Source organism: Intestinimonas massiliensis (ex Afouda et al. 2020) (assembly GCF_001244995.1).
In the GTDB taxonomy this organism is placed as follows: Bacteria; Bacillota; Clostridia; order Oscillospirales; family Oscillospiraceae; genus Intestinimonas; species Intestinimonas massiliensis.
Genome location: NZ_LN869528.1, coordinates 785286 through 804651 on the forward strand (window position 1 = coordinate 785286; position 19366 = coordinate 804651).

General features: G+C 65.3%; 17 protein-coding genes. 9 read left to right on the top strand and 8 right to left on the bottom strand.

Going from position 1 to position 19366, the window contains the following annotated elements; all coding sequences use genetic code 11:
* Positions 1-146: 146 nt before the first annotated feature.
* The 5 genes from BN2154_RS04020 (at position 147) to BN2154_RS04040 (ending at position 7695) form a co-directional block, all read left to right on the top strand.
* A complete protein-coding gene (locus tag BN2154_RS04020; protein ID WP_050617555.1) occupies positions 147-521 on the top strand; it encodes a GntR family transcriptional regulator in 375 nt (124 codons plus the stop codon).
* Complete coding sequence (locus BN2154_RS04025; protein WP_050617556.1) at positions 518-1420, top strand: ABC transporter ATP-binding protein; 903 nt, start codon at positions 518-520, stop codon at positions 1418-1420. Before BN2154_RS04020 ends, BN2154_RS04025 begins: the two co-directional genes overlap by 4 nt.
* On the top strand, positions 1395-3431 hold the full coding sequence (locus tag BN2154_RS04030) for a hypothetical protein (protein WP_242853680.1): 2037 nt from the start codon (positions 1395-1397) through the stop codon (positions 3429-3431). Before BN2154_RS04025 ends, BN2154_RS04030 begins: the two co-directional genes overlap by 26 nt.
* A 160-nt stretch (positions 3432-3591) precedes the next feature.
* Positions 3592-4860, top strand: coding sequence for a peptidylprolyl isomerase (locus BN2154_RS04035; RefSeq protein WP_050617558.1), 1269 nt, complete (start codon positions 3592-3594; stop codon positions 4858-4860).
* A gap of 156 nt (positions 4861-5016) precedes the next feature.
* Positions 5017-7695 (top strand): calcium-translocating P-type ATPase, PMCA-type, encoded by a 2679-nt coding sequence (locus tag BN2154_RS04040; RefSeq protein ID WP_050617559.1) that lies wholly within the window; start codon positions 5017-5019, stop codon positions 7693-7695.
* Here the strand turns inward: BN2154_RS04040 and BN2154_RS04045 are convergent.
* A complete protein-coding gene (locus tag BN2154_RS04045; protein WP_050617560.1) occupies positions 7692-7925 on the bottom strand; it encodes a sporulation initiation factor Spo0A C-terminal domain-containing protein in 234 nt (77 codons plus the stop codon). The genes BN2154_RS04040 and BN2154_RS04045 overlap by 4 nt on opposite strands.
* A gap of 121 nt (positions 7926-8046) precedes the next feature.
* Between BN2154_RS04045 and BN2154_RS15705 the strand changes: the two genes are divergently transcribed.
* A complete protein-coding gene (locus BN2154_RS15705) occupies positions 8047-8214 on the top strand; it encodes a toxin-antitoxin system HicB family antitoxin (RefSeq protein WP_154666638.1) in 168 nt (55 codons plus the stop codon).
* Between the two features lie 87 nt (positions 8215-8301).
* Here BN2154_RS15705 and BN2154_RS15130 read toward each other — a convergent pair whose 3' ends face one another.
* The 7 genes from BN2154_RS15130 to BN2154_RS04075 all read right to left on the bottom strand — a co-directional run bounded on the left by BN2154_RS15130 (position 8302) and on the right by BN2154_RS04075 (position 15083).
* Entirely contained in the window at positions 8302-8601 is a 300-nt protein-coding gene (locus BN2154_RS15130; RefSeq protein ID WP_094762344.1) for a GNAT family N-acetyltransferase, read from the bottom strand.
* Between the two features lie 179 nt (positions 8602-8780).
* Entirely contained in the window at positions 8781-9716 is a 936-nt protein-coding gene (locus tag BN2154_RS04050; protein ID WP_050617561.1) for a phosphate acyltransferase, read from the bottom strand.
* 112 nt (positions 9717-9828) lie between these two features.
* Positions 9829-11097 (bottom strand): MFS transporter, encoded by a 1269-nt coding sequence (locus BN2154_RS04055; protein ID WP_050617562.1) that lies wholly within the window; start codon positions 11095-11097, stop codon positions 9829-9831.
* Positions 11098-11179: 82 nt separating this feature from the next.
* Entirely contained in the window at positions 11180-11827 is a 648-nt protein-coding gene (locus tag BN2154_RS04060; protein ID WP_050617563.1) for a TetR/AcrR family transcriptional regulator, read from the bottom strand.
* Positions 11828-11911: 84 nt separating this feature from the next.
* A complete protein-coding gene (locus BN2154_RS04065; protein WP_242853681.1) occupies positions 11912-12697 on the bottom strand; it encodes a F420-0--gamma-glutamyl ligase in 786 nt (261 codons plus the stop codon).
* Positions 12698-12841: 144 nt separating this feature from the next.
* The gene (gene gltA, locus BN2154_RS04070; RefSeq protein ID WP_050617564.1) at positions 12842-14227 is read right to left on the bottom strand and encodes an NADPH-dependent glutamate synthase; all 1386 of its coding nucleotides are present in this window, start codon (positions 14225-14227) and stop codon (positions 12842-12844) included.
* 4 nt (positions 14228-14231) lie between these two features.
* Positions 14232-15083 (bottom strand): sulfide/dihydroorotate dehydrogenase-like FAD/NAD-binding protein, encoded by an 852-nt coding sequence (locus BN2154_RS04075; RefSeq protein ID WP_050617565.1) that lies wholly within the window; start codon positions 15081-15083, stop codon positions 14232-14234.
* Between the two features lie 219 nt (positions 15084-15302).
* On the opposite strand from BN2154_RS04075, the gene BN2154_RS04080 reads away from it, so the two are divergent.
* The 3 genes from BN2154_RS04080 to BN2154_RS04090 all read left to right on the top strand — a co-directional run bounded on the left by BN2154_RS04080 (position 15303) and on the right by BN2154_RS04090 (position 19107).
* Complete coding sequence (locus BN2154_RS04080; RefSeq protein WP_050617566.1) at positions 15303-16820, top strand: spore germination protein; 1518 nt, start codon at positions 15303-15305, stop codon at positions 16818-16820.
* Positions 16817-17956: a Ger(x)C family spore germination protein gene (locus BN2154_RS04085; protein WP_050617567.1), complete on the top strand. Its 1140-nt coding sequence runs from the start codon at positions 16817-16819 to the stop codon at positions 17954-17956. Before BN2154_RS04080 ends, BN2154_RS04085 begins: the two co-directional genes overlap by 4 nt.
* 65 nt (positions 17957-18021) lie before the next feature.
* A complete protein-coding gene (locus BN2154_RS04090) occupies positions 18022-19107 on the top strand; it encodes a GerAB/ArcD/ProY family transporter (protein ID WP_278320003.1) in 1086 nt (361 codons plus the stop codon).
* The last annotated feature ends 259 nt before the right edge of the window (positions 19108-19366 follow it).

Sequence of the window (19366 nt, forward strand, 5' to 3'; positions counted from 1 at the left end):
GCCCATTGCGCCGGCCTTGTCATGTGATTTTTGATGGAAGATTGAAAATCTTCATAAATCCTTAAGACACTTCCGAGGGAAAATGGGTATCATAACCGTACTAAGACGCTTAGTACAGTTTCATAAAGGAGGATGGGGACAAAGACATGTTGAGTCTGAATTACCGGGATGCCCGGCCCATCTACGAGCAGGTCAAGGACGGCCTGCGGCATCTGGTGGTCACCGGGGCCATCCAGGCCGGCGACAAGCTGCCGTCCGTCCGGGCTTTAGCCAGCTCGCTGGCCATCAATCCCAACACCATCCAGCGGGCTTACGAGGCCCTGGAGCGGGAGGGCTATCTCTGCACCGTGGCGGGGAAGGGCTCCTTCGCCGCCGAGCGGGGCGGCATCAACACCGTCCGGCGGGACGCCCTGCTGCGGCAGTTCGACGCCGCAGCGTCGGAGCTCCTCTTTCTGGGGCTCACCCCCGAGGAGCTGGCCGCCCGGCTTCGGGCGGCCAAGGGAAAGGAGACGCAGGCATGATCGAAGTACAGAACGTGGTCAAGACCTTTGAGGGCTTCCGGGCCCTGGACGGCCTGACCATGACGGTCCCCGATGGGTCCATCTACGGCCTGGTGGGGCCCAACGGCGCGGGCAAGTCCACCATCCTGCGCCACATCACCGGCATCTACCGCCAGGACGAGGGCAAGGTGCTGGTGGCCGGGGAGCCGGTGTACGAAAATCCGGCCGTCAAGGCCCGCATGGCCTCCATCCCCGACGAGCTCTACTATTTCCTCTCCGCCTCCACCCGGGACATGATGCGCTTCTACCGGGGCTTTTACCCCCGCTTTGACCCAAAACGCTATGAGGCGCTGAAAGACATCTTCACTCTGGTGGACGAAAAGCAGCCCATCCGGCGGCTGAGCAAGGGGATGCAGAAGCAGTCCGCCTTCTGGCTGAGTCTGTGCTGCCGGCCCGATCTGCTGGTGCTGGACGAGCCGGTGGACGGGCTGGACCCGGTGATGCGCCGTCAGGTGTGGAGCCTGCTCATGTCCGACGTGGCCGAGCACGGCACCACCGTGTTGGTCTCCTCCCACAACCTGCGGGAGCTGGAGGACGTGTGCGACCACGTGGGCATCCTCTCCCACGGCAGAGTGCTGGTGGAGCGGGGGCTCTCCGACCTCCAGGAGAACGTGGTCAAGATGCAGGTGGTCTTTCAGGAAAAGGAGCTGCCCAAGCTGCCCGACGACCTGGAGGTCCTCCACGTGTCCCAGGTGGGGCGCATCCATACCCTCATCATCCGGGGCAACGCCACCGAGGTCACCAACCGCCTGGCCGTCTACGCCCCCATCCTGATGGACGCCCTGCCCCTCACCCTGGAGGAGATCTTTATCTATGAGCTGGGAGGTGAGGACTATGAAGTCCGCGACATCGTCCTCTAAGAGCTGGTTCTACCCCACGCTCTGGAAGAAAAACATGGCCCGGTTCTGGCCCGTATGGGCCCTGTACGGGCTGGTCTGGCTCGTGGCCCTGCCGCTGAACCTGATGACCAACTACCGGGGCGGCGGAAGCTGGAGCGGACTGGACGAGGGGGCCAACCACTTCGCCAACTACACTGTGCTGGAGTATGCCGGGGAACTGAGCGTGATCCTGTCGGTGGGCTTCGCCATCCTCGCCGCCATGGCGGTGTTCTCTTACCTGTATCAGAGCCGCAGCGTGGGGATGCTCCACGCCCTGCCGGTGAAGCGGGAGGGGCTGTTCCTCACCAACTATCTGTCCGGACTCAGCTTCCTGCTGCTGCCCGCCGTCGCAGTCTTCGGGCTTGCCCTGCTGGCCGAGGCGGCCAAGGGCTGCCTCAACGCCGGGGCCCTGGGCCTGTGGCTGGGCTGCCAGGTGTGCTACGCTTTGTTCTTCTACTCCTTCGCCGTCTTCTGCGCCATGTTCACCGGCCACATCCTGGCCCTGCCCGCCTTCTACGCCATTCTCAACGGCCTGGCCACCGGGCTCTACATGCTCGTCAGCGCGGTGCTGCGGCAGTTCGTCTTCGGCTTCTCCGGCATCGACGGGGTGGAGCGGGCGGCCTTGTGGCTGACCCCCGTGGCCAAGCTGATCGACAAGGTGGGGGCCTTCCGGGAGTGGGATGAGGCTGGGGCAGTGGTCCTGGCCATCCGGTTCCAGGGGTTCGGCTATGCCCTGGTTTACGCCCTGGCCGGGCTGGTGCTGGCGGTCCTGGCCCTGTGCCTCTACCGCCGCCGTTCGCTGGAGACCGCCGGCGACGTGGTGGCGGTGAACTGGGTGCGGCCCATCTTCAAGTACGGCGTGGGCCTGTGCGCCGGCCTGGCCTTCGGCTCGGTGCTGTACGCCTGGCTGGGCTGGAACCTGCCCCAGGGGGCCTGGACCCTGCTGCTGTTCATGCTCCTGTGCGGCGCCATGGGCTACTTTGTGGCGGAGATGCTGCTGCAGAAGGCCTTCTGGGTCTTTAAGGGCTCCTGGAAGGGGTGCGTCCTCCTGCTGTGCGCCATGACCGCCGCCACCGCCGTCATGGAGCTGGACCTGACTGGCTTCGAGCGCCGGGTCCCCGACCCGGACCGGGTGACCTCCCTCACCCTGCATGGACCCTACACCGCCCCCTACGACGACGGCAGGGCTGTGAGGCTGGACACCAGCGACCCGGAGCTCATCCGGCTGGTCACCGAGCTCCACCGGGCGATAGTGGAGGAAAAGGACGCCGTTGACAGAGATCGGAGCCACTCCGGCGACTGGTACGGCGACGTTACCCTGGCCGGCGGCACCGTGCTGCGGGACATACAGAAGGCCGGCTCGGTCCAGCTCTGGATCTCCTACGATCTGGACACCGGGGCCCAGGTGCGGCGGCGCTACGACGACCTGTTCCTCACCGCCGACATGCTCGCTGACCCGGACTCCGCCGCGGCCAGGCTCCAGGCGCTCATCAACCGGCCGGAGGTGACCTGGTACGGTTACTTCCCCGCGGACATCAGCGGCTGGAGGCTGGTGGACGCCTACCTGACGGTGACGGACGACGGCCGGCAGTGGGCCGAAAACGCGGAAAAGTACGGCGAGGAATACGCCGACCGCTACGCCGAGGAGGTCCAGGCGGGCCGGGCGGCCGTCCCGCAGGAGGGCTGGGACGACCTGCTGGCCGCCTTGCAGTCCGACCTGAAGGCGGGCCGCATCGGCCGGCGCTATCTGCTGGACGACGCCCAGCGGCAGACCAACTGCTACTACAACGATCTGGAGCTGACCTTCTATGTGCCGGAGGGCCAAGCGGCCGGGACGGAAACGGCTTTGGCGGCCGACTCCACCCAGCGGGCCAACCGGGATAGGACCCGCTCCGTGACCATCACCGTACAGAAAACCGCCACCGACACCCTGGCGGTGCTGGAGCGGCTGGGCCTGGCCGGCACGCTGGTGCTCCGGGCGGATCTGCCATGATGCCCCAGGGGCCGCGCCTTCCGGCGCGGCCCCTCTTTCGTGAAATTTCCTTGAACGGGGTGTAAACATGACGGGATTCCCGTTGTGTTTGGGGACAAAAGGTGGTATGATAAAAGCCGTGTTCCCGAAGATTTGGGACCCTATTTAAGGAGAGAATGCAATGAGATTTGGAAAAAAGCTGCTGAGTGCAGCCGCCGCCGGCGCGCTGCTGGTCACCGCCCTTACGGGCTGCGGAGGCGGACAGGGGAGCTCCCCGAAGCCCTCCGTCACGCTGCCCGACGGCGTCCCCGCCGACGTGATCCAGGAGACCATCGGCATGGCCCGGGATACGGCGGTGGCCACCGTCAACGGCCGGGAGGTCACGGCCGAGGAGCTGCTCTACTGGGTGGCCTATTCCGCCGACCAGGTGATGCAGATGAACCAGTATTACGGCGGCGGCGACATCAACTGGGACCAGGAGCTGGAGGGGGTGCCCACCCGGGACTACGTCCTCAACAACGCCCTGGAGACCGCCAAGCTCTACGAGGTGGTATGGCAGAAGGCCGAGGAGCAGGACTGCGGCCTCACCGACGAGGACAAGGCCGACTACGACGCACAGGTGGCCGAGCTGAAGAGCCAGCTCGAGGCCTCCGGCACCAGCGGGGACGCCGAGAGCGAGTACCTGCGCTGGCTGGCCTTCATCGGCATCTCCGGCGAGACCTTCGACATGGTCAACCAGACCCCCTACATCTACGGCCACCTGAAGGATAAGCTCTTCGGCGGCGACGGCCTCACCGCCGAGGCCATGGGCCAGTGGCTGGAGGACAACGGCGTGGTCCGGGCCAAGCACATCCTGATCGCCGCCGAGCCCACCAAGGACGCCGACGGCAACGTCACCGACGACGGCATGGCCGCCGCCCTGGAGAAGGCCAACGAGATCCGGGCCCAGCTCAAGGCCGCTGGGGACACCGAAGAGCAGTTCGACGCGCTCATGGCCGCCAACACGTCCGATGTGAGCTCCACCGGCGCGGTCAACAACCCCGACGGCTACGTCTTTGACGCCTCCGGCGCCCTGCTGGACGGCAGCGGCTCCCTGGTCACGGAGTTCACCCAGGGCGCGGCAGCCCTCGCCGTGGGCGAGATCAGCGACCCCGTCCAGAGCACCTACGGCTATCACATCCTGCTGCGGCTGGACGCCGATACCGCCGACACCCGGAACCAGTACACCACAGCCAAGATGAACGAGCAGTCCGACCAGTGGATGGAGGAGGCCCAGGTGGAGAAGACCGCCGCCTTCGACCAGCTCAACGCCGAGCGCTTCTACACCGCCCTGGTGGACCTGCGCGCCGAGATGACCGCCGCCGCCCAGCCCGAGCCCGCCGAGACCACGCCGCCTGAGTCCGGCAGCCCGGAGGCTGCGGCGACCCCCAGCGCCACGCCGGCGGGATAACCCCCGAGGGATTGCTCCAAGGAGGCACAGCCTATGCTGTGCCTCCTTGTTTTATGCCTGTAATCGTCCGTCACCATTCCCTTGTATCCCGGACAAGCGGGGGGCTATACTGGGCCGTACCAAGGATGGACAAGGGATAAGAAGGGAAGGATACCTATGAGCGCATGGCACACCAAGCCCGCCGCCCAGGTGCTGGACGAGCTGGGCTCCGACCGCCGCCGGGGCCTGAGCCAGGCCGAGGCCCAGCGGCGGCTGGAGCAATACGGGCCCAACGAGCTGGAGCACCAGGAGGAGGAGGGCTTTTTTGCCCGGTTTTTGGGCCAGATGAAGGACCCCATGATTCTGGTGCTGCTCTCCGCCGCCGCCCTGTCCCTCTGGGCCAGCGGGGGAGAGGACTGGATCGACGCCGTCATCATTCTGGTCATCGTGGTGGTCAACGCCCTCATCTCCATCTCCCAGGAGGACAACGCCCAAAAGGCCCTGGAGGCCCTGCGGAAGATGTCCGCCCCCATGGCCAAGGCCGTGCGGGACGGCAGAAACGTCCGGGTGGAGAGCGCCCGGCTGGTCCCCGGCGACCTCATCCGGCTGGAGGCCGGGGACCTGGTCCCCGCCGACGCCCGGGTCCTGGAGTGCGCCAACCTGAAGGCTGACGAGTCGGCCATGACCGGGGAGTCGGCCCCGGTATCCAAGGCCCCCGCCGACCGCCTGCCCCCAGACACCCCCCTGGCCGACCGGAGCAACATGGTCATCGCCGCCACCGTCATCACCTCCGGCCGGTGCACCGCAGTGATCACCGGCACCGGCATGAACACCGAGGTGGGGCGCATCGCCGGACTTCTCATGGACGAGGAGACCGCCGCCACCCCTCTCCAGCGGAAGATGGCAGAGATCTCCAAGACCCTCTCCTTTGTCTGCCTGTGCGTCTGCGCCGTCATGTTCGGGGTGGGACTCCTCCAGGGCAAGGAGATTTTGGACATGTTCATGACCGCCGTCTCCCTGGCAGTGGCCGCCATTCCCGAGGGCCTGCCCGCCATCGTCACCATCGTGCTGGCCCTGGGGGTGCAGCGCATGGCGCGCCGCAACGCCATCGTCAAGCGGCTCCCCGCCGTGGAGACCCTGGGCTGCGCCGGGGTCATCTGCTCCGACAAGACCGGCACCCTCACCCAGAACCGGATGACGGTGGTGGACGTGTGGACGGCGGGAAAGAAGCACCGGGCGCAGACCCTCACCATCGCCGCGCTGTGCAACGACGCGGTGCTGTCCTTCTCTCCGTCCGGGGAGGTGCTGGCCGCCGGGGACCCCACCGAAACCGCTCTGGTCCGGGCCGCCTGGCAGGAGGGCATCGACAAAAACGCCCTGGAGCGGGAGTCGCCCCGCCGGGGCGAGCTGCCCTTTGACTCGGAGCGCAAGCTCATGTCCACCGTCCACCCCCTGCCCGGCGGCGGAGTGCGGGTGATGGTGAAGGGAGCCCCCGACGTGCTGCTGCGCCGGTGCAAAAAGGCGCTGGGGACGGCGGGGACGGCGGAGCTCACCCCCGCCCTCAGCCGGCAAATCGCCGCCGCCAACGAGAATATGGCCTCCCGGGCCCTGCGGGTACTGGGGACCGCCTTCAAGGACCTGCCCGCGCCGCCGGCCGCCCTGGACGCCGACACCCTGGAGCAGGGACTTACCTTCGCCGGGCTCGTCGGCATGATCGACCCGCCCAGGCCGGAGGTGCGGGGGGCGGTGGAAAAGTGCTTCGCCGCCGGCATCCGACCCATCATGATCACCGGCGACCACAGGCTGACGGCGGTGGCCATCGCCCGGGAGCTGGGCATCTGCCGGGAGGGAGACCTGGCCATCACCGGAGAGGATCTGGACTTCATACCCCAGGAAATGCTGGAGCGGGAGGTGGAGAAGTTCGCGGTCTACGCCCGGGTGTCCCCCGAGCACAAGATGCGCATCGTCAGGGCCTGGCAGCGCCGGGGCAAGGTGGTGGCCATGACCGGCGACGGGGTCAACGACGCCCCCGCCCTCAAGGCCGCCGACATCGGCTGCGCCATGGGGGTCGCCGGCACCGACGTGGCCAAGGGGGCCGCCGACATGATCCTCACCGACGACAACTTCGCCACCATCGTCTCCGCCGTGGCCGAGGGCCGGGGCATCTACGCCAACATCAAAAAGGCCATCCACTATCTGCTTAGCTGCAACATCGGGGAGATCCTCACCATCTTCTTCGCCACGGTGCTGGATTTCCGGCAAATGCCTCTGGTGCCGGTGCAGCTCCTGTGGCTCAACCTCGTCACCGACTCCCTGCCTGCCCTGGCCCTGGGGGTGGAGCCGGTGGAGGAAGGGGTCATGGACCAGCCGCCCCGCAACGCCCACGAAAGCCTCTTTACCGGGGGCTTTGCCTTCCGGCTGGCCTGGCAGGGGCTCATGGTGGGGGGGCTCACCCTCACCGCCTACATGCTGGGAGAGCACGTGCTGGCCCCCCTGCGACAGGCCGACGGCGTGGCCAACACCATGGCCTTCGCCACGCTGACCCTCTGCCAGCTCTTCCACGCCTTCGACGTGCGCAGCGAACACCACTCCCTGTTCCAAATCGGGGTGTTCTCCAATAAGGCCATGAACAGAGCCTTTCTGGCGGGCCTGGCCATGCAGCTAGCGGTGCTGTGCTTCCCGCCGCTGATGCTGGTCTTCGACACCGTGCCCATGGACGCGGCCGAATGGCTGTGCGTGCTGGCCCTGGCGGTGGCCCCAGTGGCGGTGTGCGAGCTGGAAAAGAGGGTGAGGAGAAAACAGCCCGGACGGGATGACAGGAGAGGCATCCCCAACGGGGTGAAGGGGCATACTTAGGTCATGCGCTCGGCAAGGACAGAGATAAACTCCCGGACGGTGGGCCGCCGCTCGAACCGGTCGAACGGGGGCGGTCGCCGGCTCTGGGGCAGAGAGCCGGAGTGGGCCCAGGCGGACTGGAGGGCGGCATCCAGGTCGGTCTCGACCCGCTCCGGCGTGGTATGATTTTGATGGGCGATGATGGCCAGGAGATTTTGATATCGGGCTTCTGAGATCAGGTGGATGTCCATACGCTCCCTCCCATAAAGCATTCAACCAAATGACATACAAAGTATAACAAAATCAGACAAAGACAGTCAACACATTTGAGATACATCGTTATACAATGTATAGCAAATGGAGGCAGGAGATATGGCAAAAACGGACACCCAGATCAGTTGCAGAGTGACCCATGAATTTAAGGCCCGCCTGGAGGCCCAAGCGGCCCGGGAGCGCCGCAGCGTTTCCAATCTCATCATCAAGATTCTCAGCGATTATCTGGAAGCGGCCGAGGCGGAGGAAACCCAGGAGGAGAAATAGAACTCCTTGCACGGAGTCCCGGCACGGGCGCGGGGGTTGCGCGGGTGCGCAGAAAGAGGCCGGAGGAGCGAGCTCCTCCGGCCTCGGTCAGTTGTCGATCCAATACCGATGGATGGGGACACCGTCCTCATCCAGAGTCTCATGTTCAAACCTGCCGCCGCCGGACCGGATGACCTTTTGCGAGGGGATGTTGCTGGCGTCGCAGGTTATGAGCACCCTCCGGATGCCCATCTCCTTCATCTTTTGCAGCGCCAGCGCCAGAATCCGCGTTCCATACCCCTTTCCGCGGTGGGCGGGCGCGATGCCGTATGCCAGATGACCGCCGTCGATGAGGTTGGTGTGATTGAGATAATGCCGGATGGAGGCGGCCCCCGCAGGCGCGCCAATTGCGCATCATGGCGTCAAAGGCCGCCCCGTCGGCCTGCTGGGGAAGCGCCAGGTAACAGGTAAGGTCCACAGTATCCCTCCTAAAATTCCGACTTCTGCGGCTACCGGGCGGCCTCGGGGGGCCTTGCCCCGCCCCAAAAACTGCCCGGACCGAAAGGTCCGGGCAGTTTGCAGTCCCCTTATTCCGCGGACCGATTCTTTTTCCGCCATGCGTCCAGCACGGCGCAGAACACCAGAGAGAGGTAGGTCTCCTCCTCGTTGGCACTACGGCTGGTCAGCGCGATGGGCACCTTGGCCCCCACCACCGCGCCACAGGTCACCGCGTGGGCGTGGATGAGCCAGCTCTTCACCAGCGTATTGGCCGTGGAAAGGTCGGGGGCGATGATGCCGTCAAACCCACCGCCGCTCCAGGGACAGTCGTAGTCCTTCAGCCGGGCGGCCTCCTTGCTCAGGATCAGATCGTAGGCGATGGGGCCCCACAGCTCGCAGTCGGCAAAGGGCCGCTGCTTCTGCTCGGCCACCAGGCGCTGGGCCTCAATGGTGTCGGGCATGTGGAAGGTCACGTTCTCCACCAGGGCCAGCAGGGCCAGCTTGGGGTTCTCATAGCCGAAGGCCTTCAGCGCGTCGGCGGTGTTCCGGATGATGGCCTTCTTCTGGGTCAGGTTGGGGTTGATGATGACCGTCATATCGGACAGAGCCAGCAGCTTGGGGTACTCCGGCAGAGAGGCCAGAGACACATGACTCATCAGCCGGTCGGTCCGCAGGCCGTTTTTGCCGTCCAGCACCGGCATCAGAAACTCCCGGGTGGGCATATTGCCCCGCATCAGCACGTCGCCGTCGCCGGAATGAATGATGTCGATGGCGGCCTGGGTGACGTTGTGTCCCGGAGGTGTATCCACCATGGTATAGGGCTCCTTGTCCAGCCCCAGCCGCTCCAGCACGGTCATGGTACGGGCCCGGTCGCCCACCAGCACCGGCTGCACCAACCCCTTCTCCTGCGCGGCAAAAATGCCCTTGAGCATGTTTTCGCCGTCAGAACCGGCCAGGATCACACGCATGGGACGGGACATCTTGGGGACCCGCTCTAAAATCTGATCAAAGTTCTGCAGTTCCATAAAATCATCTCCGCTTCCTGCGCACCCGCTTCAGGACGGGCAGACGCCAAAATCACCTTCAGTATAGCCCAAATCCCGTGGAAAGACAAGGCGCAAACGCAAAAAGTGCGTTTTATCGGCGAGAGGGGGCTGCTGCCGGGCCGCCCGCCCCGCCCACGCCCCGGAGGATGCGGCGGGTGGCCTCCACCAAAACCAGGGTGGCCGCCGCCCCCAGCAGCACCACCGACCAGGGGGCGGGGCCCGCCGCGTCAAAGAGCACGCCGTACATGGCCTGCCCCGCCGGCATGGCGCAGGTGCAGAAGGTGGTGACGAAAGAGCCCACCTTGCCCAGCAGCGGGGCGGGCGTAGCCCGCTGGAGAAAGGTCTGGGCGGCGATGGAGAACAGCGCGGCAAAGGCCATGCCCAGGGCCATACAGACGATGAGTACCCCGTAGGCCATCCCGTCGGGCGCTCCGGCGGCCAGAACTGCCGCCGCGGGCAGGAGGAGGAGCACGGTGGCCAAAATGTGGCGGTAGGACTTCTCAAAGCCCAGGCGGCCCAGCCGGGTGGAGGAGAGCAGCCCGCCCAGGATGGAGCCCATGCCCATGGCCGCCTCGGCAAACCCGTAGAGCGGATCGCTGAGGCTCAGATGGACCTTAACCAGATAGGGCAGGCCCACCGTGAATAGAGAAGAGAGGAACAGATTGATGCCCGCCACCACCACCAGCAGCTTCAAGAGCCGCGGGTTGTCCCGGGAGAGAAAGCGGAGGGCGTCGCCCAGGTCCCGCCCGAGCTGGGCCAGGGGGGCGGAGGTCCTGGCCAGCGGGGTGAAGGGGATGCGAAGAAAGAGCTCCAAAACGGCGGAGGCAAAGAAGCACAGGGCGCTGCCCGCCAGGAGCGGGTACAGGCCGAAGGCGGCGTACAGCACGCCACCCAGAATGGGGCCCAGCAGGCCGGACAGGGCCTGTACCTGCACCACTACGCCGTTGGCCGCCATCAGGGCCTCCTCCGCCGCCAGGGAGGGGATGCTGGCCTGGACCGAGGGCTGATATACCGCTTGGATCAGAGACAGCAGAATGAGAAACGCCGTGATGGCGCCCAGCGAGCCCGAGCGGGCGAAAAACAGGTCAAAGCAAAGAATCAGTCCGCAGGTGAAGAAGTCCAGCGCCACCATAATCCGCTGCCGGGGCAGCCGGTCGGCCAACACCCCGCCAAGGGGGGAGAGGAGGACCGTGGGGACCATGGCCAGGGCCAGGATGCTGCCAAACACGGCGGCAGAGCCGGTGAGGGAGAGCACGTGCAGGGACAGGGAAAAGCGCAGAATGGCATTGCCGAACAGGGAGATGATTTGGCCGATGACCATAAGGGTGAAATCACGGCGGAAGGGAGAGGCGGGCTTCATAAAAACACTCCTTTTATTAAATACCGACGGTCGGTATGTATTGTGAGCGGAAAAACCGCCCCCCGAAAGGGGGCGGAAGGGGTCAGGCCGGGTCCAGCAGGTTGGAAAAGTGGTCGTAATAGGTCTGGGCGGCGGCCATCAGCTCCTCGTTGAAGATGGGCGCGCCCATACCGTCGGTGAGCTCCTTGAGGAACTGAAATTTGGCCAGAAACTCGTCCCGGCTGCCGGGAAAAAGGCCGATCCACACGTTGAGCAGAAGAATGGAGACCTGGGCCAGCTCCCTGGGGCGGTGGGTATGGATGGAACCGTCGGCCACGCCCTCCTCCAAAAGCCGCTGGATCATGGGGCTGGCATCCCGGATGGAGGAGGTGAGCATGAGCTGAAGGAGCTGGGGATTGCTGCGGAAGGATAGGGTGACCGAGTCGATGGACAGCTTTCCCTGATCGGTGAGCTCCAGCAGCAGGAGCTTGCGCAGCTTTTCCAGGCCGCTGAGGCCCGGGGCATCCAGCGCGGCGGCGTGCAGGCCGCTTTCGGCGTAGTATTGGTCGTAAATGCGGTCCAGAATGGCCTCTTTGGACTTAAAATGGTGGTAGACCGCACCCTTGGACATGCCCAGCGCATCGGTGATATCCTGGATGGTGGTGTGGTCGTAGCCCTTTTCCAGAAACAGCCGGTAGGAGACGGCCAGGATCTTCTGTACCGTTTCCTCCGGGTACTTATTGCGGGCCATGGTTTGCCTCCTTTTTATACATACCGTCGGTATGTATAGGATAACAGAAAAGGGGGAGAGCGTCAAGCCCTCCCCCGAAAAAGCTCACGCCTCGCCGCCGGCGGTGGTCACCGTCTTGGGATCCAGCTCCACGGTCTGGACCCGGGCAGCCTCGCAGGCCTCCACCTCTTCCGCGGCGATGGGCCGGATGAGGATGAAGGGGGTGCACTGGGCGGACTGGCCCGCCGGATTGTCCCGGATCATGCCCAGCAGATCGGCCTCGGGCTCCTCCAGCGCCTGGGCCTTGCCCAGAAGGTCCCGGGTCAGGTCGTTGGCGTCCACGATCATGGCCTTTACCCCGGTGGCGGCGTAAATCTCGTCGCAGACCCCGGAGGAATTCTCCGGGATGCGGATGCCAAACTGACCGTACACGTCGAACACGTGGTCATAGAAACCGTCCAGGCCGGTGATCTCCTGGCCCACCATGTCGTAGAAAATGCCGTGCTTGCCGAAGAGCTTGCCCACGCCGGCGCAGATCGCCGCCCAGATGACCTTCAGGGTCCCGCAGTGGTCGATGGCAAACTGCATCTTCCAGGGGCTGTCCACACCAATGCCCGCCTCGGAGTGCATGGCGAACTTGCTGAGGAACCTGGCCAGCCAGCTCAGGCGCATGTCCTTCTTATATACCACCCGCTTCTGGCACAGGGCGACAATCTTTTCGCTGATGGAGAGGATGTCCCCCTCCTGATAGAGGGGGGCCACGTACCGCTTCACCAGGTCGATGTAGTTCTCGCCGATCTGGACGAAGTGGGTCTGGATGGCGTTGCGGGCGAAATAGCGGTCTCCCACCTGGATGGTGACGTTTTTGCTGTCGTTTACCTGAAATTGCATGTTCGGGACCCCTTTATCTTCATATGTAAGGTGTTTATCGTCGATAACGGGTTTTAGTATATCCTATTCAGTGGGAAAATCAACCCTTATTTCGGAAAAAACGGCCGCGCCGCTGTTCGGGCGGCGCGGCCGGGGGAAAGAAGCTTATTTGCTCAGGGCTTGGTGGATGGCGGCGGCGGCCTTTTTGCCGGCGCCCATGGCCAGGATGACGGTGGCGGCGCCGGTGACGGCGTCGCCGCCGGCATAGACCCCGTCCCGGGTGGTCTGCATGGTCTCCTCGTTGACGATGAGGCAGCCCTTCCGGTTGGTCTCCAGGCCGGGAGTGGTGGAGCGGATCAGGGGGTTGGGCGTGGTGCCCAGGCTCATGATTACCGTGTCTACGTCCAGCACGAACGCGCTGTCCGGGACCTCCACCGGGCGGCGGCGGCCGGACTCGTCCGGCTCGCCCAGTTCCATGCGGATGCACTCCATCCCCGCCACGGCCCCCTTGCCGTCGGACAGGATGCGCCGGGGATTGTTGAGCAGGTGGAATTCAATGCCCTCCTCTTTGGCGTGGTGGACCTCCTCCACACGGGCCGGCATCTCCGCCTCGCTGCGGCGGTAGACCACATAGACGTGCTCCGCACCCAGCCGCTTGGCGCACCGGGCGGCGTCCATGGCCACGTTGCCGCCGCCCACCACGGCCACGGACTTGCTCTTCTTGATGGGGGTGTCGTACTCCTCCCGGTAGGCCTTCATCAGGTTCACCCGGGTCAGATACTCGTTGGCCGAGTACACCCCGCTCAGGGTCTCGCCGGGGATGTCCATGAACATGGGCAGGCCCGCGCCGGAGCCCACAAACACCGCCCGGTAGCCCATCTCAAACAGCTCGTCGATGGTGATGGTCTTGCCGATGACGGTGTCCAGGTCCAGCTCTACCCCCAGGTCCAGAATGCCCTCCACCTCGTGCTGGACGATCTCCTTGGGCAGGCGGAACTGGGGGATGCCGTACACCAGCACGCCGCCGGCGGTGTGGAAGGCCTCGAAGATGGAGACCTGGTAGCCCAGCTTGCCCAGGTCGGACGCGCAGGTCAGCCCGGCAGGGCCGGAGCCCACCACCGCCACCTTGACGCCGTTGGACGCCGGCTTTTCCGGCTTCGCATGCACGTTGTTCCGGTACCAGTCGGCCACGAACCGCTCCAGTCGGCCGATGGCCACCGGCTCCCCCTTCTTGCCCCGGACGCACAGGCTCTCGCACTGGCTCTCCTGGGGGCAGACCCGGCCGGACACGGCGGGCAGACCGTTGGTTTGATGGATGATCTCATAGGCCGCCTGGAAGTCCCCCTCCGCCACCTTGGCGATGAATTCGGGGATCTGGATGTTCACCGGGCAGCCCGCCACACAGGCCGGCTTTTTGCACTGGAGGCAGCGCCCTGCTTCCTCCACCGCCATCTCGGGGGTATAGCCCAGGTTGACCTCTTCAAAATTGTGATTGCGCACGTTGGGGTCCTGCTCGGGGACCGGTACCTTGGTCGGGCTCAGGTTCGCCATGTCCTCACACCCCTTCCTTCCACTGCTGGAGACGGCACAGATGGCTCTGCTTCGTCTCTGCCTCCCGCTCCCGGTAGGCCCCGTTGCGGGTGATCAGCTCGTCGAAGTCCACCTGGTGGCCGTCGAAGTCCGGACCGTCCACGCAGGCGAATTTCACCTGGCCCCCCACGCTCACCCGGCAGCCGCCGCACATGCCGGTGCCGTCGATCATGATGGGGTTCAGGCTCACCAGGGTCTTGATACCATAGGGCTCCGTGGTCTTGCACACGAACTTCATCATGATGATGGGCCCGATGGCGATGACCAGGTCATAGCTGGCCCCGCCGTCAATCAGGCTCTTCAGCTTATCGGTCACCAGGCCCTTTTCTCCGTATGTACCGTCGTCGGTGGTGAGGTAGAAGCGGTCGCAGTTGGCCTTAAACTCATCCTCCAGGATGACGATGTCCCTGGATCGGAACCCGGCGATCACGTCCACCTGCACCCCCCGGGCGTGGAGGGCCTTGGCCTGGGGGAAGGCGATGGCGCAGCCCACGCCGCCGCCGATGACCGCCACCCGCTTCACATCCGGCTCCACCTCGGTGGCCGTGCCCAGCGGGCCCACAAAGTCCAGAATGTCGTCCCCCGCCTCCAGGCCGTCCAGCAGCTCGGTGGTCAGGCCCACCTTCTGGAAGATGATGGTGACGGTGCCCGCCGCCCGGTCGTAGTCCGCAATGGTCAGGGGGATACGCTCTCCCTTTTCATCCACCCGCAGAATGACGAACTGCCCCGGCTGCGCCTTTTTGGCGATTAACGGCGCCTCCACGTCCATCCGCGTGACGGTGGGGTTGAGTCTCTCTTTTCGTATGATCTTCGCCATTTCAGGTAAAGCCTCCTGTCTCCGCCGGAGCTTCCCGACTCCGGGCGAAATTGATGCTCCAATCCACAACATCTACATTATACTCCCGGGGCCTAACATTGTCTATGGGGAGCTAAATCATTTTCAGGATTTTTGGACCACTTCACAATTGGCCCGCCCCTTTGGCGGGTATATTTTCCGGGCGCCCGGAGAAAATACCCGGGAAAGGAGGCCGGACCCATGGGCTTTTTTGGACGGGAGAAGATTCCCGTGCCGCCCCATCCGCGCCGGGAGCCCCGGATCGACCTGCCCCTGTGCCTGGAGAGCCTGGAGCAGGTCTTTGACGGCTGCGTGGACTTCTCCCACCGGGCGGTGGACCTGGGGGGCGACCCGGCAAAGAAGCTCACCCTGTGCTACATCGGCGGCATGGTCCGCATGGAGCGGGTAAGCGACTATGTGCTGCGGCCCCTGGCCCAGGACAAGGCCCTGGCTGTGGGGAACCTGGCCGGCGCCATCGGGCGCATCCGGGACGGCGCCCTCTACAACCTGAGCGTGGAGGAGCGGACCACCATGGACGAGGCGGTGTTTGACCTCATCGGCGGAAACTGCCTGCTGCTCTTTCCCGGGGAATCCGTCTGCCTCTCCTTCAATACCGGCACCGAGGAGAAGCGCTCTGTCTCCGAGCCGGAGAACGAGCCGCCCCTCAAAGGGCCCCGGGACTCCTTCGTGGAGTCCATTCGGACCAATACCTCCCTGGTCCGCCGCCGCCTGCGCGCTCCCAGCCTGAAGATCAAGGAGCTGCTGGTGGGCCGCCAGACCGTCACCCCGGTGGACATCCTGTGGATCGAGGGGCTGACCAATCCGGAGCTGGTGAAGGCGGTGGAGCAGCGCATCGACGCCATCGACATCGACGCACTCATCGCCACCGGGAACCTGGAGGAGTATATCGTGGACGACCTGCACACCCCCTTCCCCCTGGTGGCCACCACAGAGCGGCCCGACCGCTTCACCGCCGGGGTGGTGGAGGGACGGGTGGGCATCCTGGTGGACGGCCTGCCCCTGGGGTGGCTGGTCCCCGGCACCATCAGCCAGTTCTTCAAGACCCCCCAGGACAAGGCCCAGAGCTGGATGGTGGCCTCCATGCTGACGGTGCTGCGCTACCTGTGCATGCTGACCACCCTGTTCCTGCCCGCCCTCTATATCGCCGCCGTCACCTTCCACCCCGAGATGCTCCCCACCAAGCTCACCCTCTCCATCATCGCCGCCAAGCAGGACGTGCCCTTCACCTCCATCTTTGAGGTGCTCATCCTGCTCATCGCCTTTGAGATCATCCAGGAGGCGGGGCTGCGCCTGCCAGGCTCCATCGGACAGACCGTGTCCATCCTGGGCGGGCTGGTGGTGGGTTCCGCCGCCGTGGAGGCCCGCATCGTCTCCCCCGCAGTCCTCATCGTGGTGGCCATCGCCGGCATCGCCGGGTATACCATGCCCTCCCAGGACCTGGCCGGCGCCCTGCGCCTGTGGCGGTTCCTGCTGGCCCTCTGCGCCAGCGTGGGCGGGCTGTTCGGCATCGCAGCGGGCGCGGCGGCGCTGGTGTTCCATCTGGCGGGCATCGAGAGCTTCGGCGTGGCCTACCTGACCCCCTTCGCCGCCAACGCCGGGGAGCAGGTGGAGGGCCGGACCGTCCTGCGCCAGCCCCTGCCCAAGGCCAAGCTGCGGGAGGCCGCCCTCAAGATCCGGAACAGGAGGAATCAGAAGTGAGTCGAGCCCAATGGCTGCTGCTGGCGGCCGCGGCCTGCGCCGCCCTCACCGGCTGCGCCCCCCTGGACGCCCTGCCCTACGCCTACGAGATTGAGGACACCGTCCTGCTGCGGACTCTGGGGGTGGACGTGGCCACCCAGCGCCTGGACGGCGTGGCGGTCACCGCCTCCAGCGGCGAGCGGCCCGCCGTGGGGGATTCTCCCGGCCAGGCCGGCGTGGTCCTCTCCGCTCAGGCGGACACCGTCAGCGCCGCCCGGACCATGATGCAGAGCTACGGCAAGGACGAGCTGTTCTTTGGCGACGTGGAGCAGGTGGTGGTGGGGGAGGGCCTGGCCCAACGGGGCCTGGACGACCTGCTGGCCCTGATGGCCCGGGACCCGGAGCTGCGGCTGGAGGCCCGACTCTGGGTGGTGCGGGGAGGCAGCGCTTCCGATGTGCTCTTCGGGGGGGAGGAGAGCGGCGGCGTGGACGACCGGCTGGACGCCATGGAGTCTAACGCCGATCAGGGTGCCGCCACCTTGCCCCGTACCGCCCGGGAGGCCCTGGTGGACCTGGCCCGGAGCGGGACCACCTTCCTGCCTGCACTGGCCCAGGGGCCCTCCCGGCCCGGCGACGGGGCGGAGGGGGACACGACGGTCAGCACCGCCGGGTACGCCCTCTTCCGGGATGGGGCCCTGTGCGGCTGGGCGGCGGGAGAAGAGGCTCATGGGATCCATCTCCTGCTGGGGCGGGCCGACGGCGGACTGCTGGAGTGCGCCGCGCCGGACGGCGCCCGGGTGGCCCTGCTCCTCACCGGCGTGCGGACCGGCTATACGCCGATTTTCCGGGGCGGCGCACTCGCCGGGCTGGAGGTAAAGTGCAAGGTGGAGGCCCGCCTGGCTGAGGTCCGGGGCGGAGATGCCCTGAGCCGGGAAGAGCTGGCCTGGCTGGAGGCGGAGACGGCCCGCCTCTGCCGCACGCGCATGGAGACAGCCCTCTCCCACAGCCGGGCGCTGGAGGCCGATTACCTCAACCTGCGGCAGCGCGCCGCCCTGTCCGCCCCATGGCGCAAGGATGAGCTGGAGCAGGACTGGGAGGAGGGCTTTCCGGGCCTGGCCTTCACAGTGAATGTGCAGGTCAAGGTGGCCGGAGGCTAGGCCCCGCTGCAAAGGGGCCCGGAGAGTGATAAATAAGGAGGTGGTCGCTTCTGGACCGCGATAAAATATCCGTCCGGCAGGTGCTGGTCCTGCTCTTTACTGCCCTGCTGTCCCCCATGGTGCGGGCTCTGCCCACCTGGACGGCGGCCACGGCGGGGGAGGGGGCCTGGCTGACCGGACTGCTGGCCTTCCCCGTGCTGCTGGCCATGGGGTGGATCTTCCGCGGGCTGTTCCACGCGGCCCCGGCGGACAGCGGACTGGCCCAGATCTTTCAGACGGTGCTGGGGAAGGTCCTGGGCGGAGGGCTTACTATTATATATGGTATATGGGCCCTCTTCCTGCTCTGCCTCCAGGCCCGGCTCTACGGGGAGCGCATGCTGGCCACCGGATACCGAAACGCTTCGGTCACGGTGTTCCTGGCCGTGCTGCTGGCGCTGGTGCTCTGGATGGGGCGGAAAAAGCTCTCAGCCTTCACCCGGGCGACCGAGGTGTTCTATCTGGCTCTGGCCCTGGCCCTGGGGCTGGTGCTGGCCGTCTCCATCCAGGACCTGACGCCGGAAAACGTGCTGCCGGTTTGGGTCTCCGACCTGCCCGGTGCCGCCGCAGCCACCCTGGTGCCCCTAGGCGTGGCCGGAGCGGGAGTCTTTATGGCCTTTTTGGGCGGGCAGATCACGGTGGTGGAGGGGGACCGCCGGCGCTGCGTGCGGTGGCTGGCCGCAGGCTGCCTGGTCATGGCGGCCCTTCAGTTCGCCGTGCTGGGCCAACTGGGCCCCGATCTGTCCGCACAACTGGAGGAGCCCTTCTTCGAGGTAGCGCGGGGCGTGGGCATAAACGGAGCCTTCCAGCGGGTGGAGTCGGTGGTGGTCGCCCTGTGGGCGTTCAGCGATCTGGCGCTGCTGGGACTTTTGGTCTTTGCCTGCCGGAATATGTCGGAGACACTTTGGGGCGAGCAGGGGCGAAAGTGGTCGGTCCCCGTCGTGGTGGCGCTTACCTTTCTGGGGGCTGTCTTTCTGTTCCCGGACGATTTTACCGCCCAAAGGGCGGCCTCCGAGGGAGTGCTGTTTGGCAATCTGCTGTTGGGATTTGGCGTCCCGGCCCTTCTGCGCCTTGTTCAAAAGGTCAAACGGGCCGGTGGACGGGCACATATATAGTGGTCGTAACGAAATGAAAAGAGCAGATCTTGTTGCGTAAAGTTTATGAGAAAAAGTGACGCAAAAAATGAAAAAAGGTGTTGACAGGAGGGCGCGGATTTGGTATATTAATCGAGCGCCTCACGAGAGGCCGGCGAGTAGGAGCCCGATGAGAGAGGAATCTGGAGGGTTTTGAAAAAAGGTCTTGACAAAGCGAACGGGATGTAGTAAAATACAAAAGTTCGCGTGAGGCGAGCGGTTGAGAACCGGCGGAAAGCCT